The sequence below is a fragment of the Desulfomonilia bacterium genome, from assembly GCA_036567785.1.
GTDB lineage: Bacteria > Desulfobacterota > Desulfomonilia > UBA1062 > UBA1062 > DATCTV01.
The window spans coordinates 106,509-133,391 of the sequence record DATCTV010000023.1; the positions used below are offsets into that span (position 1 = coordinate 106,509).

The following is a 26,883-nucleotide window of genomic DNA, read 5'->3' on the forward strand; positions in this document are numbered from 1 at the left end:
CCCCGGGAAATCATAGAAGCGGAAATCGTGTCGATTTAATCTTTTTTGTTCATTTGACTGTAATATTATCAAGTAGATTCTTGAGCGTCAGAACAAGATTGTTATAACCTTCTGATTTCGGGCTGAGAATTGAAGGCCCGCTTGACCCCTGAGTGAGATCATAAAGTTCACCGAGTATTCTCTGCATGAATTCCTTGTCGGTATCGACATAACTGAGTTTGACCTGCTTGAAGAGGGCATATGCAACCGCATCTTCCTTCACGCCGTCGCCGTTGTTGTCAACCGGAGTGAAGAGCGCCCTTATGAACTTAGGTTCGATGCTTATCTTTATGTAGTTCTCACCGGCACCTTCGCCGCCCATAATCTTTGTCAGCATGCCGACTTCTTTGCTGTCGCTTTTGTTGTAGAATTGGTCAAGAACCGACCAGAGGGCTTCCTGACCTTCCTCGGTGCCGGTTGCCTCGGTAAGGAAAGTGGTTATAGGTTCGATATCGCCTCCATACCAGTTTGTCACAAGGTACAGGTCTGAAAGGTGCTTGAGAAGGCTGTCAGGTCCTGTTACCGGTGTGCTCCCTTTAATGAATCCGCCCGGATTGTAGATATCGTCCTGGACATCCAGCGCCTTGTAAAGAAGCGTCTTGGAATTGGCGATAAACGGATTATCGTCCTTTCCTTCGTTTATTTTAGCGGTAAGATAATCCATGAGCTCGCTCGATGTAGAATCGTCACCTGTATCGGTCGATTCGGGTATGAACTTTGATATGATCGAGGATACATCATCGTAATCCGCGATCAGGTCGGGTATAATATCGACAAGGCTTCCGCCTATATTGCTCGTATTCATGGCTGTACCCATGACTCTGGCGAACTCTACTATGTTGTCGGTATTTGTTTTTCCTGTCGTAGTGTTGATGTTTGTAAGGAACAGGTTTACGTTTTCTATAAGCGTCTTCTGGTTCTGTTCGTTCTTATCGCTGAACAGTTTGGCAACCAGTTCGTTCTGGTCTGCTAAGGTCATCGGCTGCATGTTGAGGTCTTTGATGATGGAGACAAGAAGCTTCTGTTTGTTTACGACAGGACAATCGGTTTCATTCAATCTTTTTGCTATGGTAATTGCAACCTTCAGAATAGGTGCAACAAGCCCGGGGTCAGTCTGGCCGGGGGTGCTTCTGTCCATTAGCGCCATCAGAAGTGCGGGTTCAGCCTTTTTGATTACAGAACCCTGGTCGTCCTTCACAAATGTTGGAGACGAACTTTTAAGAGAATGATAACTCTCGTGGTTTATTTCATTGAGCTTTGCCATCATATCGACGGTTGCGCGGGTTTTCGGCATGTTGTTCTTGCCGAGAAAATCGTCGACGTCTGCCTGCCAGGCTGATTTCATCAGGGGGGCAAAGAGACAGATCAGTTTATGGCGGGTTCCTGCTGTTCCATCGGTTTTACCGTCTCCTCCTGCAAGTTCTTTGAACGCAGGGAACGGATCAAGAATTCCATCTACACCTTCAATGCTGCCATCAAAGAGTTGGACCAATTTCATTAATGTGCTTTCTTCCCTGAACATATCCATCATGGAATCAGACATCATGGCATTCATACCCTTATAGTCTTTAGCGCTGAAAGAAATGCCAAAGAGAGTAAATGCGGCCAGTTTATATGGCTTTTTATATAAGACATAATCTATGCCTTTTGTCGGGCCGAACTTGTCAACTGCCCGTACAACTTCACCGATTGTCCATTCGGCTACGTTGTTCGTATACCAGTTTGAGGGTATCCACTTGTATGTAGTGTCATCAGGAGAGGACATGAGGTTTATTATCTGGAACCTGTTTAAAACGTTATTTGCATTACCCGATTCCTGCATCATGTACATAAGTGCCCTGAGTCCGCTTGTCTTGACATCTGGTCGCGCATTGGGACCGCTTTTATAGTACCAGTCCGTCCAGAGTATGCTGATAAGGCCTTTTGCTATGCCGTCTATGTCATTAACATTGATATTGGCAAGATAAGGCGCCATGTTGCTCATGGAATCGGAACCTGATGACGAGGCAAGTCCTACCAGTGCCTTGGTAACGAAATTCTTCAGAATTACAGGGTCGGTAGCGAGAGTATACGTTAAGCCGTCCAATGTCGATTTGAAATCATTGGAAGTCATATATATACTGAGAGCCTTGGAAAAATCTTCTAAATCATCTTGTACCGCACTGTCGTTCTTTAAGGTGTTCTTTAGCACCTGCGCTGCTTTGTCCCATATCTGCTTACTCTGTTCGTCAGTATATGGACCGGGTACTGTTTCCTCAGTTTCGGATGTACCGTATGGACCTGAAAGGGTATCCAGATCTTTCAATAAAGCCTTGACGTCATCGACCGTTACTGAATTGGGTTCTGTATCCAGTTTCGTTCTGAATATGGACAGACTGTTGTGCAATGCCTTATAGTCGCCTTCTTTATCAACCAGCTTATTGACAAGTTCTATGAGCTTATCAAACTCTGCGCGTTCTATTTTATTGATTTCGGCGTTGTTTGATCCGCCGCTGATTGCGTTTTTCAATATATCATCATCAGCATTAAGTACGTAGGCTATCATGGGATAGATGTTCTGTGTAATACACTGTGAACCGGCCTGTTTGATGACCTGATTGAGCAGAACGCCTACTTTGGCATCCACGGCCATTTTAAAGAGCGAGGATATCGAACTTGCAGATTCCGGATGTGCTTCTTCATATGCTTCGGGGTCTGCTTCATATGCGGCTTTTTCTTCCAGCATATATGTATAAGTATTCTTTATAATATTAAGAAGAGTCTGATAGTCTTCCCGTGTAGTGTATCCCTGCTTGCCAAGGGCATCAAGAGTCTTCAGGCTGTTTCCGAGAAGGTCCAGGACCTGTCCGAATGTCAGGTTTCCAAGCAGTTTGCTCAACTCCTTAGTATCTTCACCGCTGAGAACCTCTTCGGTATTGATGCCTTCGAATGAAAGACTGTCTCTTGTTACGTCTGAACGTTTATCGCACGCTGAGATTGTTAGACCTAACAGTATCAAGGCCGCTACGATAAGTTTGCTGATCTTCTTCATATGTTTAGACCCTCCTGGATTTTAATAATGCAAAGGGTATGCCCGATTATTGTGAACACTGAATTCTCTTCCCCCTGCATATTGAAAACCGCATAAAATCTTTAAAATTCAAATTATTATGAATAACGCGGTTCTCGTTGTCAACACATAATGATTATAACCTGTTTGACGGCAAAATGGTAAGTAGAATTTTCAGGGATATGTGGGAAATATATTACACAATAACGAATGATTTTACCTTCTGTCGCTAGGAAATATTTTACACATGGATATTTATGTTTATTTCTTGACCATTTATAATCTGATGTATAACTCAAAATATTATGTCAGTGAGAATATGTTCAGGATTGTATAAGTCAAGAAGAATAGCCTGTCCTGAAGACATCAGGCCAACCTCCGACAGGGTTAAAGAGGCCCTGTTTTCAGCTTTGCTGGTCGATTTCAGGGATATTGACGTCCTTGATGTTTTTGCAGGCAGCGGATCACTCGGTATAGAGGCCCTCAGCAGGGGGGCAAAAACAGCAACATTTGTTGACAGTTCCGCCTTAAGTATAAATCATATAAGGAAAAATGCTTCCCTGCTCGGCATTGAGAATAAGTGTGTAATTATCAGATCAGATGTCATGGCATATATAAGGAAATGCAGGCATTCGTTTGATCTTGTTTTCATGGATCCTCCATACAATAAAGGTCTTGCTTCACAACTTGCACCTGAGCTATATTTTCTGATTAAGCCGGGCGGGACAATGGTGGTGGAGCATTCGCCCAGAGAAGCGCTCAATATGAATACATACAAACAAAAGCAGTACGGAGATACGATGCTGACATTTATAAGAAGGGAGCCCTAAATGAGCGAGAGAATAGCTGTATGTCCCGGTTCATTCGATCCGATAACAAACGGTCATATTGATATCATCAGGAGGGGTCTGGGGGTTTTTGACAAGGTGGTTGTCGCTGTCGGCCACAATGCCTTGAAACAGGACTTATTTACTACCGAAGAAAAGGTAGAAATGATTAAAGAATGCGTTGCTCCATCCAATGGAAGGATAAGTGTTGATGTATTTGAGGGACTTCTTGTCGACTATGTAAAAAAAATCGGCGCATGTGCAATATTAAGAGGTTTAAGGGTCGTATCGGATTTTGAATGGGAAATGCAGCTGTCTCTTATGAACAGAAAGCTTTACGGTGAAGTCGACACCTATTTTTTAATGACCGATTTCAGGAATCTGTTTGTAAGCTCTACGATTATAAAAGCAACAGTATCTGCAGGAGGTTCTGTCAGAGGACTGGTGCCGGACCCTGTACTATATAAGCTAAAAGAGAAATTTCCGTTTATGAACACTGATTGACATTATATAAAACCTGTTTGTCTCGGAGGAAAAGATATGAAAATTTCTAAACTTGTATCGGGCATTGAGGAGTCGGCGACCCTGGCTATCACGGCCAAGGTGAATGCGCTGAAGGCGGAAGGTAAGGATATAATAGGCTTCGGTGCAGGGGAGCCCGATTTCGATACGCCGGATGATATCAAGGAGGCAGCAATTAAGGCGATAAAAGACGGCAAGACAAAATATACCCCGGTAGCAGGAATACCGGAACTCAGAAAAGCCGTAGCCGATGTAGTCAATAAGGAGTACGGAACTAAAATGTCACCTGCAAATGTGCTTGTTTCATGCGGGGCGAAACACAGCCTCTATAATCTCTTCGTAACAATATTCGATGCCGGTGATGAGGTAATATGCCCTTCTCCCTACTGGGTTTCCTATTCAGCAATGATCGAAATTGCAGGCGCCAAACCGGTTCTTGTAGATACAAGGGGCACGGGCCTTAAACTTCAGGCCGAGCAGGTAAAACAGGCTATTACCCCGAAAACCCGCGGTATAATAATCAATTCTCCATCAAACCCGACCGGCATGATAATCGAAAAGAAGGAGCTTGAGAAGATTGCCGAACTTTGCATCAAACACGACATGGCAATAGTTGCTGATGACATTTATCAGAAGCTTGTTTTTTCCGGGAATACCTTTACCAGCATAGCTTCACTCGGACCTGAAGTTGCAGCCAGGTCATTTATAGTAATAGGCGCATCAAAGACATTTTCCATGACCGGCTGGAGAATCGGATACTGCATAGGCGACAAGGATGTAATTGCGGCAATGGGGAGGCTTCAGAGCCAGAGCACATCAAATGCTACTTCATTCGCACAGTATGGGGCTTACCAGTCGCTGACAGGTGATCAGAGCATTGTGGCCGAACGTACGAAAATATTCGAGAAGCGCCGCGACCTCATGGTCTCCAAAATAAGGGAGATTCCCGGCCTCGAGATCATTCCGCCTGAAGGTGCGTTTTACTGCTTCCCTTCAATGAAGGGGCTTATAGGCAGGTTCTCGGGTTCAACCGATTTTGCTAATTTCCTTCTCGATCAGGCGCTTGTTGCCATAGTTCCGGGAATCGAGTTCGGAAGCGACGAGCACTTCAGGCTTTCTTTCGCCACCTCTGATAAAAACATCATAGAAGGGCTTGAAAGAATCAAGAAGGCGCTTGCCTGAGAGGTATCGTCATAAAAACAGTGCAGAAGGGATTACAACTTCTGCACTTTATCTGATAAGACCGCTCATTGTAATCTGCTTTACAGAAAGGCTTTGATTATGCCTTTTGTTTAAAAATCTAAAATAATTTTCAATCCTGAATCTTCTTATATTTTGCCGGAATCTCGAAAATATCCGCATTGACCGGGTCGATGCTTATCTTCCTGACTTCGCTTGTGAACCATACTACCGGTTTGCTCCTGTCGGCTTCTTTCTTCCTGCTGTCCGCTTTCTGCATGTCCTTTGTCGGGCTTTTGTTTTCCTGCTGTTCTCTTTTCAGGCGGGCGGCCTTTTGCTTTTCATCCTCTATTGTCCGGGACTTGACGATTGTCCTTATCGGATAACCTTCGATCGTGGAGAATTCAGATGCATATTTTTTCATATCGCTCTCTGTCAGCTTTACCGGAAAATCCACCTTGTCCATGTTCAGTATCCTGGAGAACGTTCCTGACATTCCGTCCAGGCCAAGTTTTTTAAAGAGGGCATCATAATAGGCGGCTTCTTCCTGTTGCACCTTAACTATTTTTCCGGTTTCAGGTGTTGTGAAGAGGTTTGTTTCAATTATTTCGGTAAGTCTTCCTTCAGTCTCCATATCTTCAATCACTGCGGTTAAGACAGCATCATATTCTTCACAGTCAAATCCGTTAATGAGCATTTTTGAGCCGGTTCTATTTACCTTGAAGTCGCTCTTTATTAGTTGGTATCTTGATTTCTCTGGATTTCCATTCCGTGTTTTTTTGTCATTGCTGTTCTCATTTTTTATTTTTATCATCCTGTTGAGGTCAAAGACTGATAAGGGGATCTCGGTGTATGTCTTTTTCTGGACGTTGAGTGTCCATATCAGGCCTTTGTCCACCCTTGTTATCAGGAGAATAGGGGTGTCATTTGCAAAAAAGCCGATCAGCCTGCTGTCAAATTTGACATTGCTGCTGCTGTACTCTTTCAACCCCTGTATTTTCGATGTGGAGTAAGACTCGAAACCGATAACGAAATCCGATCTCGTCCATCTTTCTATGGTGACATCCGCCCATACAGTTGAAGATGTCAGCAAAATTGAAATTACAGATAGTACCATCGCTGTGTTTTTCAAGACTGTCCTCCTCAAAGACCTTTTTTTCATTTATAATCCCGGCATCATTTAGCATATTTTGCCTATAAGATGAATGCGATGATGTGCAGAAGGTTTATATATTTGAGAACAAGACTGTTGAGGATTTTAATAAATGAAAAGAAAGCCTGAAATTCATAATAAGCAAAGGCTGAGGCCATATATTGAATTATGGCTGATGGTTCTGTTCGTTCTATTATATCAGGATGCTTTTGCAGCGGAACAATCTTATAAACCGGCAATAACGCAGATTTTACCCGATACAAAAAGAGAGGATCGAAACTTCAAATATCTGATTGAGCTTGCACCGTATCTGGAGACGGAGAAGAATGATGCGGATTGTTATGCCCTGGGTATCTATGTCAGTGCGGATATAACGGATAAACTTGAATTCCAGTTTGCAAGCGACACCGTCACTTATCAGAATCCCGACTTCGGGTTCTCGGATATATCTTTCGGCCTGAGGTGGGACTTTTTTGATAAATATGTAAATCTGGCGTTTATCGGCTACCTGGAGTTGCCTACTGGATCGGCTGCATTTGCGGAGGCAGTGGCCGAGCCTACCCTGTGGCTTGAGGCAAGCAGAGGGTTCGGGGATTTCACAGTCTCGCTTACGCTGGGTTCGACATATCTGGCCGACTCGGAGGAGGATGATTATTATTTCAACTACTCCTTTCAGGCCGAACTTGATTACAGTCCAGATGAGTCAAACGAGATAAGCGCCCAGTTTTCGGGCTATACGCCGGATCAGCTTGAAGACGGCACGGCGAGGGTTCTTGCTGGGGTGAGTTATACGAGAAACCTGAATATGCAGAATTCAGTCGGAATTTCGGTATTGAAAGGCCTTTCGAGCAGGGGCATGGACTGGACATTCGCACTTGCGTACGACTATCAGTTCTAGCTCACACTATTCTCAACACGGATATCCTGTTATGTCTGCTATCCGGCGATAAATCGGCTCCAAGCTGATAAATGAATTTTTATACACTTCCTCGAAGAGACGACTGTAAATCTGGTGATTGCATGGGTCAGGCAGGAATGTGCAACCCCTGCCTGTCATGGAGGCAACCGCTTCATCAATTGTTTCATACATTCTTGTACCTACAGCAGCATCCATTGCAGCGCCTAAAGCTGCCGTTTCATGTGTCGCCATTCGGGATACAGGCAGATTGAACATGTCTGAAGCTATCTGTACCGCAGCATTACTCAGCGAACCGCCGCCGCCCACTCTTATTTCTATGATTGGAATGCGGGTCCTTTTCTGTACTATTTCCTGCATTCGCCTGAGTTCGAAGCATATGCCTTCAAGAATTGCACGGTATATACATGCGCGGTTATGGACATCCGAGAATCCGATGATGGAACCTTTAGAATACTTGCTGCTTACCGAAGGGGACCAGTGTGGATGCAGCATGAGGCCCATCGATCCCGGGGGTATATCCTTGATGACCTCATCCAGAATTGCCTCAGGGGCAACATTGCGCCTTGCAGCCTCAATCCCTTCACGATATCCGAATTCCTGCTTGAACCAGGTCACCATCCAGAAGCCGCGCATGATGAATGTTTCGAGAACCCAGACATCAGGTATTGCGGCAGGCCATGTGAAATAACGCATGGTCGGATCATTCAGATAGGTGCGTGAAACCACTTCCATCGATGTGCCGGTGCCAAAACTTATAACTGCTATTGAAGGATCGATTGCTCCGGCGCCCAGCATCTCGCTTTGTTTGTCGCCGCCTCCAACCACAAGCGGCAGTCCTTCAGGCAGACCTGTTGCATGCGAAGCTTCAGTACTTATATGTCCCAGCACTGTTCCGGGAGGGAAAAGCTCGACACATTGTCTTTTTTCTATCCCCAGCGCATTGTATATAAAACCCATTGGTGCGCCGAAATAACGCAGGTGTTTATAGTCGAAGGGCGATATGCCAGACACCATGGCGTATGAATCGCGGAATTTCCCTGTGAGCTTATGTACGAAAAAACCGGTTACCTGTGCGAATTTGTGTGTCCTGTTATAGACTTCGGGTTCATTCTGCCTGATCCAGAGGAACTTTGAGTTTCTACGGGCATAACTAAGCGCTTCCCCCTGGCCGATAAGCTGTGAGCCGATTTCAACAGCTCTGGACAGATACGGTGGATTCAGTGTTTTTCGCTGATCAAGCCAAATTATTGCGGGCCGCAGGGCATTGCCTGAGACATCCAGAGGGATCACGGTGTTTCGCTGGCTTGTCATGCCGATACCAGCAATCCGGTTCCTGTCGATGTCTATTCCAGCCATCAGTTTTCTGCATACATGACAGAGTTTGGCCCAGTAATCTTCGGCATGCTGCTCGGCCCATCCGGGTTCCCTTGAAAAATACGGTTCATAATCGGCCTGTTCGATGGCTATCTGTGATCCGAAGCGATCAAAAAGAACCGCCCGGATGCTTTGTGTTCCGGAATCTATGGCAATTATATATTGCTTTGCACCCATCTCGAGCCTTAGCAGGCCTTAAAGCAAAGGGACGATATTTGCCTGGGAACCTTTGAGCTTGGCCGTTATCAGAAGTTTTGCGGATTGCAGCAGGTCCACTTTGGCCATCCGGGTCGGGTGAACACCCATGTGTTTGCACAGGCCGGCTGTTGACAGAGCCAGATTGTTGCATCCGGGGCTCATGGTCACAGCCCGTTTGCCCAGGCGTTTCTGCAGGATAAGGCCGTAATCCTGTATGGCGCACCCGCCTGCGATGTGAACTCTTCCGGTAATCCTGTCCACCTTTTCTTTCTCGATACCCTTGCCCATCAGGATGGTAAAGCCTCCCTTTCCATTATAGTCGCGGTAGATCATCTCAACGATGCTCTCAGTGTTGCGGCGGCACCCCTCCTTGCAGCACCGCTCGGCCCCCCTGAGAAATGTGACGTCCGGCGGGTAGTCATCGAGCAGTTCGCAGGTGAGCTGTTTTTTCCTGGCATCGAGCAGGTCGCGGTTTACTATCTCGATGCTGTTTATATCCCCTGTACCCAACCCAGTTGATGCAGCCAGTTCCAGGTGCCTGACGTCCTTGAGATCAAAACCCATCAGGGCTGCGCCGACCACATCTGTTGCAAGAGGGTCGATGCCGCCGATCAGAAGATCCATCGGAACTACGCACTTGCCTGCATTGTATCCGGTAGGGTAATGGCCGTGATTGGTGGCGATCAGACCGTCGATCAATGCGAAGTCTGGCCTGATAACCCGGTAGATGTCCGCGAACTTCTGATGGATGCGATAGTTGTGGTCCGCTATGCGGCTCTTCTGGTGCACGAGCCCGAACTGATTTTTGATTGAGAGCGTGACCTGAGACATGGAATGCGTCTTGAGCTTCGGGATCGAGAGGTAGAAGTTGCCGGCGCGTTCATTTATAAGCCGTTCACTGACAAAAGCAGAGATATCGATAAATTCCTCGAGCCCTTCCAGAAAAACCGGAACACTCGCTGTTTCGTCAAGGTAGACAGGCGTAGCACCGGTTTCCCTGCAGACATCGTTATAGCCGGTGACATGAAAAACCAGACGGGTGAAGTTGGCCTGGGTGCAGTTTTCCATCACATAGACATCACGCGCACCGCAGCTTTTGAAATAGAGGATGGTCTGCCGCAGTACCTCCGGGTCGGTATATACAAAGGGCTCTGAGCCCACGCCGTTTACCTTGATGTAAACATCGCGGCTGGAGCGCAGAAGTCTGGCTCCTCCTCCGAAATGTTCGAAAATCGCACGCACGGCAGCGGCAATACCCGGTCTGGTGTCGGCAAGCATGACCTCTGTCTTTGGTTCATATGTTTTTATGGATTTCTTCATATTTCACTCCTTCAAAAGTATTTTTATTTCATCAGTCAACTCTACTTACATCTGTTTGTGCTTGACGGCCAGAATTTCCTTCATATGTTTGCTCATACGGCGGGACTTCATGCATTACACATTGAGCGGCATCTGATTTCCGTTCATTTACAGCGAAAAAATCTTATGATGGAACCTGATTGATATACGTATATTACGCTCTTTATTTAGGTGAATAATTTCAGGACGATTACATAGACAATCTACAGGATGAGCTTGTAGCCGATCCCGTATACAGAGCAGATAATCTCCCTGTCCGGTATGCACACCATGATCTTTTTCCTGAGATTCTTGATATGGGAATCGATGGTTCTGTCATATCCCTCATAATCATATCCCTGAATCATGCTTATGAGTTCATTACGGGAAAATACCCGGCCCGGAGACTTGATGAGAATCCTCAAGAGGTTGAATTCGATAGGCGTTAGTTTAAGCAGTTGTCCGGCGGCAACAGCCTCATGCGTGTCCTCTTTCAGGATTATATCACCTTGTGTCTTTGCAGTAAGCCCTGCTGCTTCGAAGGTTGTTCTACGCAACGCGGCCTTGACGCGTGCCACCACTTCCCTTGGACTGAATGGTTTGCATATATAATCATCCGCTCCGATTTCTAGTCCAAGCACCCGGTCGACTTCATCCACGAGGGCCGTGATCATAAGAATCGGCACTTTGCTGAATGATCTTATCTCCCTCATGATATCCAGACCGTCTTTCCCGGGGAGCATGATGTCCAGCAAAACAAGGTCAGGTGTTGTTTGTCTGAAAGATTCGACAGCCTTTTCCCCGCTGGCAAGGCAGGTTACCTTAAAGCAGGCCTTTTCAAGGTAGTCTCTTAGTATCTCCCTCATTTTATCTTCGTCTTCTACGATCATTATATGGTTCATTATCTTTCATCCCTCCCATTATCACTGTTCGGATATTGGCAGTATGATTCTGATCTTCAATCCGCCGAGATTGGAGGTTTCTGCAATGATCCTGCCTTTCATGGCCTCGATGATACCCTTGCTGATGGATAGGCCAAGTCCGCTTCCGCCTTTCTGTCTTGAACGGGAAATGTCTGATTTATACAGGCGTTCAAACAGATAAGGCATTGATTGGGCAGGAACGCCGGGGGGCGAGTCCTCGAAGATCATATGAAGCTCATCGTCCTCGATTGAGAGGCCAGTTTTCAGTGTGCCGGGAGAATCCGTATATTTAAGGGTGTTTTCAAGTATGTTTGAAAAGACCTGTGCAAGCCTTTCGGAATCCCCCATTACCCTGATTTCAGGGCGGCAATCCGGGAATGGCAGAACCTTGATCCCTGACTGTTCGAACCGGGATTTGAACGCGGCTATCAAATTTCCGGCAATTTCAACAGGGTTGATATTTTCCATTCTCAAGGAAAGCACATTGCTGTCGATTATGGAAAGTGAATGAAGGTCATCAACGATCCTGCTTAAAAGCATCACTTCCGAATGTAGCGACTGGAGCGTTTCGTTGCTTAAATCCCTTATGCCATCCTGAGCTGCTTCGATTTCGGCCCGCATCACTGCAAGCGGTGTTCGGAGTTCGTGTGAAATGTCCGTTATCCACTGTTTGCGCATGAATTCGTAGCGCTCCAGCGTATCGGCCATTTGGTTGAATTCCATGGACAGCTGGCCCAGTTCATCTGAAGAATGTATGTCGATTCGGGTGTCGAACCTGCGTGATGTCAGAGCATGAGCGCCTTCTGCGAGCCTTTTAACGGGCAGCAGTATCTGTCTGGAAAGAAACAGGGATACCAGAGTTGCGAGGATAAGTATTATTATCCCGATAATTATAAAGGCCCGCGACTGGCGGTACAGGAATTTCATTTGAAGCGGGTCTGAGATGTGTTCAGGACGATGCAGACCAATCCATCCTACAGTTTTACCGTCAACGGCTATTGCCTTAAAAAAGTAATTCCCGGCCGAGTCCGTTTTGCCGAATACGGGATGTTTGTCTTTGTCAAAAAGCATTAGCCTTGGAATCATATCCAGGTGTGGAGGAAGGGGCATCTTTTCTGAGAGAGGTTGCCTGAACGATTCATCATCAGGCATATGAGGGGGAGCCATCTTTATTCTATGGGATTCCATTACTGAACGAAGGATTCCGTTCCATATCGCAGGGTTTGTCCGAATATGTTCCCAGTTTCCGTATCTTTTATACTCGGTTTCAAGACTTGCAATTGTATCATTCAACTGTTTAAGCTCAACATCACGGATATAATCTGAAAAATTGCGGATTGCATAGTAATGCATAATTCCGGACATAAGGACTACTATTACGATATAACTCAATAAAAATGCAAAAAACAGTCTGGTGTTGAGCTTCATGCAAATAATACTGTCTTCAACTCCCGGTTAATGTCCAGTTGTTTTTACGAAATTCACAGCAATCACATTTTTTCTCCATAGTATCTCCACAGTCTTATGGCACAACCGGGTCAAAATTAGAGAAGGGGTAGGGTGCTTATGAAAAGATCGTTTGTCATATTGGCGGTGATTCTTGCGGGGGGCTTTATATTTTCGATATTGGCATTTGGTTTTGATCCACCGACAGGACCGCCTCAGATGTCAGCAGCGAATATTGCACCTCCGTTAAATAACAAGAAAATGATTCCGCCAGCTAATCCGGGCATAAAACTTATTTATGATTATATACAGATGAATGTATTAGCAGAACTTACCGGATTAACGCAGGAAAACGTAAAGCAACTTCTTATAAGCAGCCCGCCCCAGGCTATACTTGAGGCATATGCGGTTTCGCCCGATGCATTTGGATCGGAAATGGATAAGGAGATAGCAAAACTTGTAAGCCAGGCTGCTTCTGCAGGAGTGATTAGCAGGAAGCAGGCCGATGAAATACAGAAGAAAATGAAAAGGAAACCGGCAGGTCCTCCGCCAAAATGAATAAAGAGAGCAGGGAAAACCCACCCCAAAATCCTCATTTTTAGTTTCCGTTTTGCCGGGCTGATAGACAGCCCGGCCATTTTTAAGAATGGGATTTGACAAAATGTATGACAAGAAATAAATGTATGAGATTAAATAATGGAGTAAGATATGAAAAATAATAATTCAAAGACAGAAGGGAATATGAAAATATACAAATATAAACTGATATATTTATTTGCTATAGTGATCCTGATGCTTCTCTCCGGCTGCGGTGGTGACGGCACATCATCCAGTGATTATGATACCGCACTCTTTATGACATACGCATGCACGAATCCTGATGAACCTATGAATGATCTTGTCTACGGAGATCTCATGAATGCCATGGATGCGATCATATCGAACGAAAGTCTTCAAATATATCTTTATAATTATTATGTTCAGCATGGAGAATTGCCTTCAACCGTGGATCTTGTCGCCCTTAAGGAACAGGGCCTGATTGATATTCCTGCCGGTATCACCTCGGGCATCCTGACATTTTCAGTGAAAAGCGTTACCTCATGGAGCATTAATGCCACACTTAAATTCAACAGTTTTAAATACAGCGGCATTACATATTCCGGGACGCTCAAGGTCATTGATCTGATTATCTCAATTGATACGGATACTCAAGAGCTTGTGGTTACAAATGGAACGCTCGAGGCCAGTTCGCTTACAACGGTCAATAACTCGGATAATTACGAGGCCAAGTACTCATCATTCAGTGTTGATGCGGCTAATATCGATTCGGATTATCCGGACCTTAACATTGACGGTACTGTCACGGTGACAAATACTGATGATGATGAAACATATGAGATCGTATTTTCATATTTCTACTTTGATCAATCCTCGAAAAAAATATCTAGTATCTCGGGGGCATTCAGTATCGGCGGCAGCAGTTTCGAAATCGATGGTTCATCGATTACCCGTGACAGCAATTACTACTGGACAGAAGGAACCCTTACTATGAATGCCGATAACAGCGAAGATGAAGACGCAGATGATAGTGGTGTTGTTGAAATAACCGTCACATTCGACGGTACAACTGCAACACTCAGCAAAACGAGCGAAGAATGGGAGCTTAATAACTGGTGTGAGAACAGGCTCATACCATAAATTATTACATTTGATATTTTTACCGCAATTGCAACCGCTCTATTCCTTTGTAAGGAGAATCCTGATGGATGACTTGAAGAGGGAGAAGAAAAAAGGGTTAAGTCTATGGTATCTCAAGGACGTTATGCTCAGGCGCAGGATCATAGGCAAACGCTATCAGACCCCGGGATTCGGACTTGCGGCTCAGCTTTTTGCAGTGATGAGCAGGGCCATTATCCAGAAGCTGGGTCCTGTCGAGGGTGAGGCGCTTATCAAAGAAGCGGTGCAGGCTTTCGGACGGGAACGCGGCAAACGTATTGCCCAGAAAGTTGCCGCTCTCGGTAAACCGCTTTCCTTCAAAAACTGGCTTATCTACACGGACATTGACGGCGGAAATTTTCCTGTCAAAGCCTACATAGAGAACAACGATCTTTTTGCACCGGTAAAAGGGTGCTCCTTCAATAATGCCGCCTGTGAATGGGGACTCGATGAGTTTTCAAGCATCTACTGCAAATATGCCGACTATGCCATCCTCGAAGGCTATAATCCCGACATCAAACTCATACTCGAACAGCGGCATAAGACAGGGAAAGATTTTTGCCTTTTCCGCTATATCATGAAGGAATCAAACAAATAGAATTCGAGTTTCTTGTGTACAGTTGTTGCTGAGAAGAAATTTTTTACCTGTTCAAGCCGGGCATTATTTTTGATGGAGGATGTTATGGAAAAGGGCTCTCAATTTCCGCCGGACATTACTGAAAACAGCCTGTCTGAAAAAATTTCCCTTGGAATGAAGGTCGGCTATGGAATAGGCGATTTCGCATGCAACATCGTCTTTCAGACCATCACTCTATATCTTGTATATTTTTTCACGGACGTCTTCATGATAGGTGCAACAGTAGCCGGAAGTATCTTTTTCACAGCCAAAATCTGGAACGCCGTATGCGACCCGACCATGGGCTTCATTACGGACAGGACTCATTCAAGATGGGGCAAGAACAGACCTTTTCTGCTTTTCGGGGCTATCCCCCTGGGATTAGCTTTCTTCCTTATATTCCTATCCCCCCAGATTCCTTTATTCTGGCGATCTATCTATGCACTGGTGACATTCCTTGTCTTCTCCGCGTGTTATTCGGTGGTTAACATACCCTACGGCTCGCTTACCGCCAGCATTACCATGGACGGCAATGAACGTTCGACTCTGACGGGCATCCGTATGGCCTGCGCCATTCTGGGAACACTTGCAACAGCCGGGGCGACCAAACCTGTCATCGCCATGTTTTCAAGTGAGGTAACAGGTTTCAGGGTAATAGGCGCAGTATTCGGGGGCATTTGCGTTCTGGTCCTTCTTACGACGTTCGCCACCGTGAAAGAGTGCATAACCCCTCCATCCGAAGAGAAAAAGTCATTCAGGGAAGACCTGAAGATGGTATCGAAAAACAGTCCCTTCATATTGCTCTCAATCTCGACCATACTGCAGATGGTCGCACTTAATCTCGTTGCGATCATGATCAACTACTACTTCAAGTACAATCTCGGAAGAGAATCCGACATACCGATCGCGTTCATGTGCATGTTCGTGATTGCCTTTCTTTGCATGCCATTCTGGGTATTCATGACAAAGAAATTCGCCAAGAAAAACGTTCTTGCAGCAGGCACCGGCCTGCTCGCCTTTGTGACGCTCATGCTATTCTTTATCAATAATCCAGACAGAGGGCTCATTTTCGGACTGTTCATAGTAGCGGGTATCGGCCTGTCCACACTCTATCTCTGCCCCTGGGCCATGATCCCGGATACGGTGGAATACTCGCAGTGGAAAACAGGGCTAAGACGTGAAGGCATACTCTACGGCTTCTTCAATTTTGCATTCAAGTTCTCCTCGGCGTTTGCCGGCTTCGCAGTGGGGCTGGGGCTTGATCTTTTCAGGTATGTTCCGAATATAAAACAGCAGGCCATAACCCTTTTCGGGATCAAGCTGCTGATGTCAGTCATCCCCTGTATTTTTATAGCAGCAGGCATAATCATCATCCTGTTCTATCCCATAGATGAGACAATGCACAGAAAAATGCTCAAAGATATTCAGATCGGGGGACAATGCGGGGGATAAAAAGCATTTTAAATTTAATCAGAAAATTATTGATAATTGAATCATGGCGACATTATAATAGGTTGAATTCACAAAGATTATACTGAAAAACTATCGAAAATGAATAAGGAGGTCCGAAATGGGGAAATGGAAGATACCGCCCGATGGCGGTCATCTGGATCTGGCGACAGGCATTTATTTCCAGAATATGACCGGCAGGGAAATCGAACAGAGGCTAAAGACAAACGATCTCATAATCATTCCCGTAGGGAGTACTGAAAATCACGGTCCTCATGCATGTGCAGGAGAGGACACGTTCCTGCTCACAAGAATAGCCGAGCAGGTGGCGCTTGCAACCGGCTGCACCGTGGCTCAGCCGGTCTGGTATGGATCGCACCCGTTCAACCATCTGGGAATGCCCGGCACCATAGTGGTCCCCGAAGAAGACCTGGCAGCTTATCTTCGCGCAATAATAGCAGGTTTCTGGAACGCGGGGTTCAGAAAGCAGATATTCATCAACGGCCATGCGCAGGACTATGTCATACCGATGGCTATCCACCAGTTCGGAAAGAAATATCAGGTGCCCGCAGTGATAGCCTATCTCAACTGGTGGTTTTCTATCAGACCGCATATTAGAGACAAGGCGCACGGCGGGCCTTTCGAAACACCTTTCGTTCATGCCGACGAATGTGAGACGTCCTTTTCCCTGGCGCTCTTCCCTGAGATGATCAAGATGAAAGACGCAGTCGATACGAAGGGAGAGATGTACATCAAGGACGGTATCGTCGATAAGTCAGGACTGGCCTACGGCCATGCCATGAGGTTTTATGACCATGTAGGACTGACAGGGATGGAGGTGCTGTGCACACCGGAAGGCGTTGTCGGCAAGAGCACGCTTGCATCCGCCGACAAGGCCAGGCCCGGCGTGGAAGCGGCCATGGATTATCTTGAGGATCTCATAAATGAAATAATGGGCAGGTTCCCGGCGGGCCAGCTGCCTCCGATTGAGAAGATGACGCAAAGACCGAAAGAGCAAATCGAATCGGTCATAAAAGGACCGAGGAACGGCGGCGCGCATATCTATACAATAAGCTACCCGACCTGACGAGGAGAACGAATAATGGAGACTTATATAAAAGGGGAGAAGGATTACGTTGAAGGAAAGACAATAAAAGCGGCTGTCATGGTCGAGCCCGGCAGAATGGAGGTCCGGCAGCTGCCATGGCCGAAACTTGAAAGAGGCGCGCTGATACTGAAGATGCGCATGTCCGGCATATGCGGGACAGACAAGCACGCCTTCAGGGGCGGAGAGGAAAGAATACTGTACGGAGGCACCGAGGCTGAACAGGAGATGGCATATCCGGCAGTACATGGACATGAGAACGTGGGCGAGATAGTGGAGATGTATCCCGAAGATAAGAACCTTATCGAGTATCACGGGGGCGAACTCAGGATCGGAGACAGGGTCACGATGTGCCCGAATGTTGTGTGCAGAAACTGCTGGTACTGCAGGCATATATTCGCATACCCGTTCTGTGCCAAGAACACGACCATCGGCCTTTCTTATCCGAGCAATGTACATCCGTATGTGGCGGGCGGATGGGCCGAATACATGTATGTTCCGAAAGGTGCGTGGGTCTATAAGGTGCCTGAAGGAATGCCTGATGAATTCGGGGCCATGGCCGAGATATTCGTGGTAACTTCGACGCTTGACAGGGCCAAGGAGTTCTCGAGAATCGAATCAAGAGGTTTCGGGTTTGCCGATACGGTCGTAATCCAGGGAGGCGGTGCCATGGGCCTCATGCACATAGCCAAGGCAAGGATGCTCGGTGCGGGAAAAATAATACTGGTGGATCCCTCAAAGAAAAAGCTCGAAATAGCAAAGGAATTCGGGGCCGATTATGGAATCGACATAAGCGTGACCACTAAGGAAGAACGGGTGAATATCGTCAAGGACCTCACGGACGGAAGAGGGGCGGATGTCGTTGTGGAAGTGGTCGGAACTGCTGAATGTGTGAAGGAAGGCCTCGAGATGACCAGAAGGGGCGGCACATATATAGAGACTGGGAATTTCGTGGACTGCGGCGAGGTGGCGCTCAATATCCACAGGGACATTGCGGCTAAGAATGTTCTACTCATTGGCAACACCAATCACCCCCATACAGGTTATTATCAGCACATGTACATGATGCAGAAGTACTCAAAGGAGTATCCTTTCGAGAAGCTCATAACTCACAGGTTCAGGCTGGATGACGCTCAGAAGGCAGTCGAGACCTCGCTTGAGACCGACCCTCTGAAGGTGATTTTCGACATGACAATGTGACGGAAAAAGCAAGAAATTATGTTTGATTTGAGCGTCAGCCTTTCGCCAATAAAGTCGCCGTTCAGTCCGCTGCTCTTTTCCGGTGACCTTGAAGAAGGTCTAATGAATGTCAGCAGGCTGGGCTACAGCGGCGTGGACCTGAGCCTGCTGGATTCGGCAGTCCTTGACCAGGACTGGATAATCGGGAAGACCGGAAGCCTGAATCTGAAAGTCTACACAATCGCCACGGGCCAGACATATTACAATGACGGATATTCCCTTTACAGCGCCGAAGCGGACAAACGTGAAAAGGCTGTTGCCAGGATAAATTCCCATATCGATTTTGCCTCCAGGCTTGGCGCCATGGTAATAATCGGAGGCGTACGGGGAAAGATAACGGCCGGAAGCGAGCACGAAAGGCTCAGTCTGGAACAGGAAGGCAGGCAGGCCATATGTCAATGTCTGAAACACGCCGAAGATAAAGACGTGACTCTTCTGCTTGAGCCTATAAACAGATACGAAACCAATATCTTCAACACGCTTGAGGAAGGATTGAGCTTTATCGAGGAGGTGGGGAGCGATAATCTTAAGCTTCTCCCGGATGTCTTCCACATGAATATCGAGGAGAGGTCTATTGAGGAAAGCATCCTCAGATGTAGATCACACATAGGATTCGTTCATTTTGCGGACAGCAACAGACAGGCCCCGGGATTCGGCCATATTGACTTCGGAAAAATACTCTCAACCCTTGAAAAAATTAAATATAATAATGCCGTCGGACTGGAAATACTTCCCAAGCCCGATGACTTCAGTGCCGCCAAACAGGCCATTTCTTATCTGAAAAAATTCAAAGGATAATTCATTAATTACCCCCGAATCAGGGGTAATTTGTTGTTGTTATATAAGCAATGATGATGTATTATTTGCAAAATAAATCATAGGAGGGTGTTATGAGACTGGGTTTCTGTACGATGGGATATCTTGATTACACAACCGTTGAAGAAGCCGTAAGAAGAATTGGCAGGATGGGATATGAAGTCGTTGACTTCTGGGCATACAGTCCTCATCTCGGCCCTGATCTGTATGACAGGAAGGCACGCAAGCAGATAATGAATATAGTAAAGGATTCGGGACTCAAAGCGGCGGCGCTTTCGGTCAACGGCGGCGGTCTGGCTCTGCACATAAACTTTTCCCATTCAATAGAGGCAATCAGAAAAAAGTCCGTCGAGTATTATATCGATTGCGTCGATATGGCCTCGGAAATGGGAATTCCCATAGTCAACATGATTTCCGGCCACATGATCCATGGAACAACGCGTGAGCAGGCGTGGGCCTGGAACCGCGAATGCATGCAGAAAGTAGTCAAACATGCCGAAAAAAAGGGTATAATGATAGCGCTCCACACTCTCACCTGGTGCGAATCCCGTGTGATGGTGACGCTCGATGATGCTCTTCAGATGATGAGGGAGATTAATTCTCCCAACTGCAAGGTTATGATAGATACGGCCGATCAGAACATCACCGATCCGAACCTGTCTGACGCCGTCAGAAAGGCCGGCAAAGACCTCATATATGTTCACTGCAACGACAACAACGGTGTCGGGCAGGGCGACGTCCATCTTCCTCCGGGACACGGTACGGTCAACTGGAAGGTCTTTTTGTCCGCCCTTAAGGAGATCGGATATAAGGGAGATCTGACCGTGCAGGTCCATACGGGGCATCCTGTCGATATCGACGCATGGGCTATCGAATCGAAAGAGTATCTGGAAAACATACTGAAGCAGATATAACTCTCAAACCTGTTATGGACCAAAACGATAAAACGAGAATTGGTCTTATCGGCGCGGGAAACATCTGCAGAGTTGGCCATGGTCCGGCTATTACTGCGGACGGGAGGGCTTATATTGCCGCAATCAGCGACCCCGACCCGCACAACAGGGAGTTTTTTGCAAAAAAATATAATGTAAGCGGCGTTTACGAAGATCACCGCACCATGCTGGAACATGAAAAACTGGATGCCGTAGTCATATCTTCGCCTCCGTGGCTTCATGCACGCCATGTTCAAGACTGTGCGGAAAAAGGCATTCCTATCCTGTGCGAAAAACCCATGGCCACTACCCTTGAAGACTGCCGCGCAATAATCGAGGCAGCCAGGAAAAACAATGTCTATATCCTTATGGGCCACTGCAAGCGCTTCGAGCCGGGACACCAGAAAATCAGGGAGATGCTGATGAATAACACCCTGGGAAGGATATTCCAGGTCAGCATCTTCTGGTATTTCTTTATTCCCGACTTCACCAGCGGCGCACTGGGACGCATGGTCCGCATTCTCAAAAAATTCGGATTCGATATCGAACGGAAATTCGGTTTCTGGAGGTATAGAGATTTGAGAGCAGGCGGCGGCGACTTTTTCGACCATGCGCCGCATTATATCGACATCATCCGTTTCTACGGAATGGAAATCGAACAGGTCTCGTGCGAAACCAAAAGGTGCTACCCGGATACGCGCCCATATGAGGATCTGGCAGTGGCCTCCTTCAAACTGTCAAACGGCGCGGTCTTCCTATATGACAAAAACGTTATACGAACTGGAAGCCCCTATGGTTTCGAGCGCGGATACATATACGGGGAAAAGGGGAAGATCGCTTTCAGGGCCGCACACGCATACCAGAAGCGCCGCGTGAAAGTCGGGATTTACCGTCTTTCCAATATCATCCATAATCATTATTATCCCGCCATGCTTCCTTATGGCAGGGGAAATACGATGTTTTACAGGCAGATGAAATTCTTCATCGATAAGGTGCGGAATGAGAATACTCTGAACGGAGGCATCAGTGGAGCCTGGGGTGCCACACCGGAAGACTCTTACCTCACCATAGCCTGGACCCTTGCAGCGTACAAATCCGCCAGGGACGGGATAAAGATCACGCGCGAGAATCTGTTCAGCGAGATCGAAAATTTTCAGACCGGCAAACCTCATGACTGGTAAAATCCACTTTCCGTCGAAGCATCACGGACATGGATTCAGTTTTTTAGTTTTATGAAGCAATCGCAACATATAGAACATTAGTTCCGCTTTGCATTCAAGATGTCGCCGAGGAGTCGAAGAGGAAGCGACGCAGGCATACTTTTAGCGTATGTCGAGGAGCATTCCGATGCAGACGACAATGGCGCCGCTTGAATGCACAGTGGAATATTTGGGAGGTTATTTAATGGAAGGTAAAAAGCTGTCATTAGGAGTCAAACTGGGATACGGCGTCTGCGATTTCGGAGGCAATCTTTTTTTTACCGCGACCGCATTCGTCCTGATGATTTATTTAACCGACACCATGGGCCTTGCTGCGGGCCTCGCAGGAACTGCTCTTTTCATTGGAAGGATATGGGACGCCTTTTACGACACCATTATCGGCTATATCTCGGACAGGACATCCACCAGGCTCGGCAGACGCAGGCCTTTCATACTGGCAGGTTCCATACCTCTTTTCTTAGCCATGGTGCTCATGTTCACCAACCCTGCTCTTTTCAAGGAAAATTTCAGCCAGACCGGCCTGTTCATATTCACCGTGCTTGTTTACATATTGCTCAGCACGGCATATTCAACGGTCAACATCCCCTACTGTTCCATGACCCCTGAACTCACCGATGACTATCATGAAAGGACGTCGCTTTCGGGATACCGTTTCGGATTCGCCGCAATCGGCACACTCACAGGAGCAGGCGCGGCCTGGCCGATAGTAGGTCTTATGAAGGACAAGAACATGGGTTTCATCCTCCTTGGGGTCGTTTTCGGAGGTATAATGATGGTGACCGCCCTGATCACTGTGTTCACCACAAAAGAGCCTGCAGAGCTGAAGCCCGCCAGATCAATAGGCTTTTTCAAGACATATCTCGAGGTCTTCAAGAACAAGCCCTATCTTCTCATACTCTCAACCTACATTCTCCATATTATCGCACTTACGATCGTGAGCCAGGTGGCCGCCTATTATTTCGACTACGTCCTGGCCGCACGAAACGTGATGAACCCGAAGGATGAACTGACGAAGGCTATGCTGATACTGATCGGGACAGCATTTTTGTTCATCCCGGTAAGCGTTCTCCTGAGCAAGAAGTTCGGCAAGAAGTTCGTCTACGGGGCGGGTTTCGCCATTTTTTCGGCCGGACTGATCGCGCTGTTCATGTTCGGCGACAAGAGGCCAGTCAGCTTTACGATGATAATGATGTTCATAATGGGTTCCGGGCTTGGCCTGCTTTATGTGCCGCCGTTCACGATTGTGGCCGATGCGATAGAATACGGCTATCTCCAGACAGGCGAACGCAGGGAAGGCTCGTTTTTCGGCATCTGGACATGGGGATTCAAGCTCGGCCAGGCGCTGGCCGCACTTTCGATGGGCTGGATCCTTCAACTCATGGGCTATGTCAAGGGCGTCTTGCCGCAGAGCCCCAGTGCTGAACTGGGTATCAGGCTGCTTCTGGGTCCGATCTCGGCCGCCATATTCATATTGGCGATAGTGGTGCTTTGTTTCTATCCGATAACGGAAAAGCGCTATTCCGAGATTCAACAGCAGATAAAAGAGATGGAAGAAGCAAAGGCAAAATCCGCATGATGCCGCGATAACGCATCCTGTGGGGAGAATGCCTTTTTCTTGCTGTGCAACGTGAATATCCCGGGAAAACCAAGGGATGCGTTTTATCTCTTTCTTTATATTCGTATTTTGAATCCCGGCTTCATGAAATGCTTCAAAACTTCAACAATTTCCGGGCCACTGAATCCTTCATGATGCTTAACGCCATGTTGTTCCATGCACAGTCAGAAAAAGGAACAGGCTCGACCATCCTGATTAAAATTGACAATTAATAAGTCATCATTATTTATTTTAAAAAAATAATTACGAGGAGACTTATGAAAACAAAAACTTTCAGGTTTCTTATGGTATTTATCTTTTCGGCCATGATTTTTGCAGGATGCGACAAAAGCAGCAGCAATTCAGATCAACCGTCAGCGCCTCAACCCTATGCTCAATTGATAGACCTGTTGCCCGGAGCGAAAGAATCCGGAATGAACAGATCGAATGCCATATCAGGAAACGGCAGTGTTGTTGTAGGGTTAAGCGATTCTGCAAACAATAAGAGAGAGGCATTCAGATGGAGCAGCAGCGACGGACTTACAGCGCTTGGTTTCCTGGATGGATATACCGGTTTTAGCTCCGCGGAAGCTGTCGATTACGATGGCGATACAGTTGTAGGTTACTGCTCTACAGAAGATGGTTCGGCAAACAGGGCATTTATATGGACACCTTCAACCGGAATGCAGCCATTAGGCGATCTTCCGGAAGGATACAATTCTCAGTTTGCCTCAGGAATATCTGCAGATGGTTCAATTGTAGTCGGTTATGTTGTCGGAGATGGTACGAATAATGTATATGCCTTTTTATGGACATCAAAAAGCGGGATTTCATATTTGCAGACGCCAAGCCGGGCATACGCAATATCGGCTGACGGCAGGACAATTGTTGGTTCTGCTTTTGTAGCTCCCTTAAATGAATTTCAGGCATTCAGGTGGTCGGCGGGAACGGAAATTGTATTTCTAGGCTATAAATATGAAAGTAATCCCAAGAGTGAAGCATACGCTGTATCTTCCGATGGAAATGTAATAATCGGGGTAACAGGTGATAATATATTAACAATTGAATTTAATCCAATGATATGGACATGGGAAACAGGCCTGGTAGATATATTGCCATATTTCACGCTCACTCTTAGAGCTGTGTCCGGCGATGGTTTGATAGCCGGAGGCGGAGGAATAATGGGGGACCAGGCATTTCTTTTCCACCGACATTATGGATTTGAGCCTTTAGGAAATATCCTTGCTTATTATGAACTTTTCGATTCAATCGATAATAGAGACCCGATCACAGTCACAGGCATTTCCGCAGACGGCAACACAATTACAGGCACAGCAGGCGGCAATATATCTACAGGAAGGGCATTCATAGCCTACATGCCGTTGCAGGATTTTTTTGCCAACAAGCCTTTTTAAAAAAACAGATTCAGTCCTTGACGGTTTGACAAATTTATTGATGTTTCATTTCAAGCCTGACACACGGCACAAAAAACAGCCGGCACCCGAAATGGGAGCCGGCTGTTTGATTGCGACTATTCTTGCTTCCCGGGCTTTCCGGACCGGGAGCAATGCCAGTTACCATGGCAGGTAATCAAAGGTTACATAGAAGGTATGGTCCTCGTCGTCATTGCCGCTGAAGGCGATCTGGACAGATGCATCGTGGGCTCTTGAGTCAATGCTTTTATAGATGATTGCATCTGTTCCGTCGTCAGCGACCTGTGAACGGCTGACACCATCTTCGGCAATGGAACATAACCAGACGTTGTGGTTGCCTCCCAGATCAATTGAGTCCTTGACCAGATCGTAAACATTTTTTACGGTTTTTGGTATGCAAGTTTCTTCTCCTAAAGCATCCCTCAGAGCACCAGTCCTATTTCGCCAATATCTTTAATAACCTTGAACAACCCTCTGAGCCCTGAGTCGGAACCGGAACCCTGTCCTATTACAAGATTTGGAATGTTTATTTTTTCTGATCCCGTTGTTTCAGGTCTCGGGACAAAATCAACAGTCAAAGTTATATTATAGGCGAAATTGAGTTTTGACGTGAAGTGGGTGTTATCCTTTTGTGAACCATCAACATTGTGAAGAATGATCGTGGGTTTTCCACCCGAACGGTCTTTGAACCAGTTTGCCTGATCATCGTGTTTCTTTCTGCCCACATGCCAGTTCATTCCGAATACGTGCGGATGGTTTGAGTCGTGCGGGATGTCGCCCTCGTTAAATCCAAGTGACGGCCCGCCCTTGCTGTCATCGGGAAGGCACGTGTGGTCTATGGAATACCATGAACTGCCTGATGAATGCGTCATTGAAACCCCGTTCAGCCAGAGAGGCCCGTAATAATCGTAGACGAGAAAGTTTACATGATTGTCATGTGATGCGTAGGTCACATACTGGCTGAGCAGATTCAGATAATCTTTAGAGACTAACAGCTCATTGTTGTCATTTACATAATCGAGCCTTTTAAGCGCCGCATCTTCTATGGTTATCGGCGTTATCCTGTTATATCTGATGAAAAAGGCGAAGGCCTTTGCCACCGCATCGTCGCCTTCGGAAAGGTCAACTTGTGCAATTCTGAACTTAAGCCTGTTGTCGATTGTATGATAATGATTGGAATATCTGTTCCCGTAGCTTACGGTCTGAAGGATAGCGGACAGGGCATCGGCTTCTATCTTGCTGTTTGTTGCATCGAAAACCGTAACGACGCCATCCTTGATTTTATCATAAGGCGCGGTGAATTCAAGTTTGCCGAGAGTGAAGGTACAGTCGCAGCCTTCCTTGTAGGTAAGGGTGCCGAACCTGTCGGTCATTCCCTCGATATCCCCGCATTTGTATGGGATGCCTGCATATATCCCGTTGTCAACGAACAGGGCGGTTCCCGTTGGGTTGTCATTGTCCGAACTGTTGCTGGAACATCCGGAAAAAACAAGAGCAAATATGATTACCGGATATACAAACAGCACCATTTTCCATGTAAACAAATTGTCTCTTACCATGATACTCCCTCCCATTTGTATTAACTACCCCCTTATCGGTATCTTATCGGAATTTTGTTTTTTGAACTTTAGGTGAAATTGCCGTGTCAGGCCTTTACGGCCTGTTGCCCTGATTGATTTTGGGGAGTCGCATTTTGCGGGTTTATGGAGCACTTGGTCAGACGTAGAGATGTCTCAAAGCAATATCCCGAAAATTGCAAATACGATTTCCAGAGAACAACCGGGAAATAATGCAAT

At 46.6% G+C, this 26,883-nt stretch carries 22 protein-coding genes; 15 read left to right on the forward strand and 7 right to left on the reverse strand.

Translation table 11 applies throughout. From position 1 onward, the window contains the following. Positions 1 to 49: 49 nt before the first annotated feature. Entirely contained in the window at positions 50 to 3,070 is a 3,021-nt protein-coding gene (locus VIS94_05150) for a hypothetical protein (protein ID HEY9160455.1), read from the reverse strand. Positions 3,071 to 3,393: 323 nt separating this feature from the next. Here VIS94_05150 and rsmD point away from each other — a divergent pair, with 323 nt between their 5' ends. Genes rsmD through VIS94_05165 form a run of 3 tightly spaced genes read left to right on the forward strand, consistent with a single transcriptional unit; the run spans position 3,394 to position 5,619 of the window. Next, positions 3,394 to 3,918 (forward strand): 16S rRNA (guanine(966)-N(2))-methyltransferase RsmD, encoded by a 525-nt coding sequence (gene rsmD, locus VIS94_05155; protein ID HEY9160456.1) that lies wholly within the window; start codon positions 3,394 to 3,396, stop codon positions 3,916 to 3,918. Continuing rightward, positions 3,919 to 4,419, forward strand: a complete 501-nt coding sequence (gene coaD, locus VIS94_05160; protein ID HEY9160457.1) for a pantetheine-phosphate adenylyltransferase — start codon at positions 3,919 to 3,921, stop codon at positions 4,417 to 4,419. 36 nt (positions 4,420 to 4,455) lie between these two features. Further along, the gene (locus VIS94_05165; GenBank protein ID HEY9160458.1) at positions 4,456 to 5,619 is read left to right on the forward strand and encodes a pyridoxal phosphate-dependent aminotransferase; all 1,164 of its coding nucleotides are present in this window, start codon (positions 4,456 to 4,458) and stop codon (positions 5,617 to 5,619) included. A 130-nt stretch (positions 5,620 to 5,749) separates the two neighbouring features. Here the strand turns inward: VIS94_05165 and VIS94_05170 are convergent, their stop codons facing one another. Further along, complete coding sequence (locus VIS94_05170; protein ID HEY9160459.1) at positions 5,750 to 6,748, reverse strand: hypothetical protein; 999 nt, start codon at positions 6,746 to 6,748, stop codon at positions 5,750 to 5,752. Positions 6,749 to 6,881: 133 nt separating this feature from the next. On the opposite strand from VIS94_05170, the gene VIS94_05175 reads away from it, so the two are divergent. Continuing rightward, positions 6,882 to 7,667 carry a hypothetical protein gene (locus tag VIS94_05175; GenBank protein HEY9160460.1) on the forward strand — a complete coding sequence of 262 codons (786 nt, stop codon included), beginning with the start codon at positions 6,882 to 6,884 and terminating at the stop codon, positions 7,665 to 7,667. A gap of 12 nt (positions 7,668 to 7,679) precedes the next feature. Here VIS94_05175 and VIS94_05180 read toward each other — a convergent pair whose 3' ends face one another. The 4 genes from VIS94_05180 to VIS94_05195 form a co-directional block, all read right to left on the reverse strand. Then, positions 7,680 to 9,239 carry an FGGY-family carbohydrate kinase gene (locus VIS94_05180; protein ID HEY9160461.1) on the reverse strand — a complete coding sequence of 520 codons (1,560 nt, stop codon included), beginning with the start codon at positions 9,237 to 9,239 and terminating at the stop codon, positions 7,680 to 7,682. A gap of 18 nt (positions 9,240 to 9,257) precedes the next feature. After that, complete coding sequence (locus VIS94_05185) at positions 9,258 to 10,580, reverse strand: DUF362 domain-containing protein (GenBank protein ID HEY9160462.1); 1,323 nt, start codon at positions 10,578 to 10,580, stop codon at positions 9,258 to 9,260. A 242-nt stretch (positions 10,581 to 10,822) separates the two neighbouring features. Next, positions 10,823 to 11,500: a response regulator gene (locus VIS94_05190; protein HEY9160463.1), complete on the reverse strand. Its 678-nt coding sequence runs from the start codon at positions 11,498 to 11,500 to the stop codon at positions 10,823 to 10,825. A gap of 21 nt (positions 11,501 to 11,521) precedes the next feature. Next, positions 11,522 to 12,886 carry an ATP-binding protein gene (locus tag VIS94_05195; protein ID HEY9160464.1) on the reverse strand — a complete coding sequence of 455 codons (1,365 nt, stop codon included), beginning with the start codon at positions 12,884 to 12,886 and terminating at the stop codon, positions 11,522 to 11,524. A gap of 201 nt (positions 12,887 to 13,087) precedes the next feature. Between VIS94_05195 and VIS94_05200 the strand changes: the two genes are divergently transcribed. From VIS94_05200 to VIS94_05250, 11 genes are all read left to right on the forward strand, one after another. After that, entirely contained in the window at positions 13,088 to 13,525 is a 438-nt protein-coding gene (locus VIS94_05200) for a hypothetical protein (GenBank protein HEY9160465.1), read from the forward strand. 183 nt (positions 13,526 to 13,708) lie between these two features. After that, entirely contained in the window at positions 13,709 to 14,665 is a 957-nt protein-coding gene (locus tag VIS94_05205) for a hypothetical protein (protein ID HEY9160466.1), read from the forward strand. A 64-nt stretch (positions 14,666 to 14,729) separates the two neighbouring features. After that, a complete protein-coding gene (locus tag VIS94_05210) occupies positions 14,730 to 15,281 on the forward strand; it encodes an L-2-amino-thiazoline-4-carboxylic acid hydrolase (GenBank protein HEY9160467.1) in 552 nt (183 codons plus the stop codon). A gap of 84 nt (positions 15,282 to 15,365) precedes the next feature. Beyond that, a complete protein-coding gene (locus tag VIS94_05215) occupies positions 15,366 to 16,751 on the forward strand; it encodes an MFS transporter (protein HEY9160468.1) in 1,386 nt (461 codons plus the stop codon). Positions 16,752 to 16,869: 118 nt separating this feature from the next. Then, a complete protein-coding gene (gene iolN / locus VIS94_05220; GenBank protein ID HEY9160469.1) occupies positions 16,870 to 17,835 on the forward strand; it encodes a 3-dehydro-scyllo-inosose hydrolase in 966 nt (321 codons plus the stop codon). Positions 17,836 to 17,850: 15 nt separating this feature from the next. After that, positions 17,851 to 19,053, forward strand: coding sequence for a zinc-binding dehydrogenase (locus VIS94_05225; protein HEY9160470.1), 1,203 nt, complete (start codon positions 17,851 to 17,853; stop codon positions 19,051 to 19,053). 18 nt (positions 19,054 to 19,071) lie between these two features. After that, positions 19,072 to 19,890 (forward strand): sugar phosphate isomerase/epimerase family protein, encoded by an 819-nt coding sequence (locus VIS94_05230; protein ID HEY9160471.1) that lies wholly within the window; start codon positions 19,072 to 19,074, stop codon positions 19,888 to 19,890. A 92-nt stretch (positions 19,891 to 19,982) separates the two neighbouring features. Continuing rightward, on the forward strand, positions 19,983 to 20,822 hold the full coding sequence (locus VIS94_05235) for a sugar phosphate isomerase/epimerase (protein HEY9160472.1): 840 nt from the start codon (positions 19,983 to 19,985) through the stop codon (positions 20,820 to 20,822). Beyond that, the gene (locus VIS94_05240) at positions 20,771 to 22,021 is read left to right on the forward strand and encodes a Gfo/Idh/MocA family oxidoreductase (protein ID HEY9160473.1); all 1,251 of its coding nucleotides are present in this window, start codon (positions 20,771 to 20,773) and stop codon (positions 22,019 to 22,021) included. The genes VIS94_05235 and VIS94_05240 overlap by 52 nt, the downstream gene beginning before the upstream one ends. 223 nt (positions 22,022 to 22,244) lie before the next feature. Then, the gene (locus VIS94_05245; GenBank protein ID HEY9160474.1) at positions 22,245 to 23,636 is read left to right on the forward strand and encodes an MFS transporter; all 1,392 of its coding nucleotides are present in this window, start codon (positions 22,245 to 22,247) and stop codon (positions 23,634 to 23,636) included. A gap of 296 nt (positions 23,637 to 23,932) precedes the next feature. Then, positions 23,933 to 25,069: a hypothetical protein gene (locus VIS94_05250; protein HEY9160475.1), complete on the forward strand. Its 1,137-nt coding sequence runs from the start codon at positions 23,933 to 23,935 to the stop codon at positions 25,067 to 25,069. Positions 25,070 to 25,509: 440 nt separating this feature from the next. Here the strand turns inward: VIS94_05250 and VIS94_05255 are convergent, their stop codons facing one another. Beyond that, positions 25,510 to 26,646, reverse strand: a complete 1,137-nt coding sequence (locus tag VIS94_05255; protein HEY9160476.1) for a hypothetical protein — start codon at positions 26,644 to 26,646, stop codon at positions 25,510 to 25,512. Positions 26,647 to 26,883: the final 237 nt, after the last annotated feature.

Excerpts from the sequence above, each read along its gene's own strand:
- VIS94_05205 (HEY9160466.1), top strand. The coding sequence starts at position 13,709 with ATGAAAATATACAAATATAAACTGATATATTTATTTGCTATAGTGATC.
- VIS94_05200 (HEY9160465.1), top strand. The coding sequence starts at position 13,088 with ATGAAAAGATCGTTTGTCATATTGGCGGTGATTCTTGCGGGGGGCTTT.
- VIS94_05150 (HEY9160455.1), bottom strand. The coding sequence starts at position 3,070 with ATGAAGAAGATCAGCAAACTTATCGTAGCGGCCTTGATACTGTTAGGT.
- VIS94_05245 (HEY9160474.1), top strand. The coding sequence starts at position 22,245 with ATGGAAGGTAAAAAGCTGTCATTAGGAGTCAAACTGGGATACGGCGTC.
- VIS94_05215 (HEY9160468.1), top strand. The coding sequence starts at position 15,366 with ATGGAAAAGGGCTCTCAATTTCCGCCGGACATTACTGAAAACAGCCTG.
- VIS94_05180 (HEY9160461.1), bottom strand. The coding sequence starts at position 9,239 with ATGGGTGCAAAGCAATATATAATTGCCATAGATTCCGGAACACAAAGC.
- coaD (HEY9160457.1), top strand. The coding sequence starts at position 3,919 with ATGAGCGAGAGAATAGCTGTATGTCCCGGTTCATTCGATCCGATAACA.
- VIS94_05175 (HEY9160460.1), top strand. The coding sequence starts at position 6,882 with ATGAAAAGAAAGCCTGAAATTCATAATAAGCAAAGGCTGAGGCCATAT.
- VIS94_05250 (HEY9160475.1), top strand. The coding sequence starts at position 23,933 with ATGAAAACAAAAACTTTCAGGTTTCTTATGGTATTTATCTTTTCGGCC.
- VIS94_05185 (HEY9160462.1), bottom strand. The coding sequence starts at position 10,580 with ATGAAGAAATCCATAAAAACATATGAACCAAAGACAGAGGTCATGCTT.
- VIS94_05165 (HEY9160458.1), top strand. The coding sequence starts at position 4,456 with ATGAAAATTTCTAAACTTGTATCGGGCATTGAGGAGTCGGCGACCCTG.
- rsmD (HEY9160456.1), top strand. The coding sequence starts at position 3,394 with ATGTCAGTGAGAATATGTTCAGGATTGTATAAGTCAAGAAGAATAGCC.
- VIS94_05255 (HEY9160476.1), bottom strand. The coding sequence starts at position 26,646 with ATGGTAAGAGACAATTTGTTTACATGGAAAATGGTGCTGTTTGTATAT.
- VIS94_05230 (HEY9160471.1), top strand. The coding sequence starts at position 19,072 with ATGTTTGATTTGAGCGTCAGCCTTTCGCCAATAAAGTCGCCGTTCAGT.
- VIS94_05190 (HEY9160463.1), bottom strand. The coding sequence starts at position 11,500 with ATGAACCATATAATGATCGTAGAAGACGAAGATAAAATGAGGGAGATA.
- VIS94_05225 (HEY9160470.1), top strand. The coding sequence starts at position 17,851 with ATGGAGACTTATATAAAAGGGGAGAAGGATTACGTTGAAGGAAAGACA.
- VIS94_05210 (HEY9160467.1), top strand. The coding sequence starts at position 14,730 with ATGGATGACTTGAAGAGGGAGAAGAAAAAAGGGTTAAGTCTATGGTAT.
- iolN (HEY9160469.1), top strand. The coding sequence starts at position 16,870 with ATGGGGAAATGGAAGATACCGCCCGATGGCGGTCATCTGGATCTGGCG.
- VIS94_05195 (HEY9160464.1), bottom strand. The coding sequence starts at position 12,886 with ATGTCCGGAATTATGCATTACTATGCAATCCGCAATTTTTCAGATTAT.
- VIS94_05240 (HEY9160473.1), top strand. The coding sequence starts at position 20,771 with ATGGGCTATCGAATCGAAAGAGTATCTGGAAAACATACTGAAGCAGAT.
- VIS94_05235 (HEY9160472.1), top strand. The coding sequence starts at position 19,983 with ATGAGACTGGGTTTCTGTACGATGGGATATCTTGATTACACAACCGTT.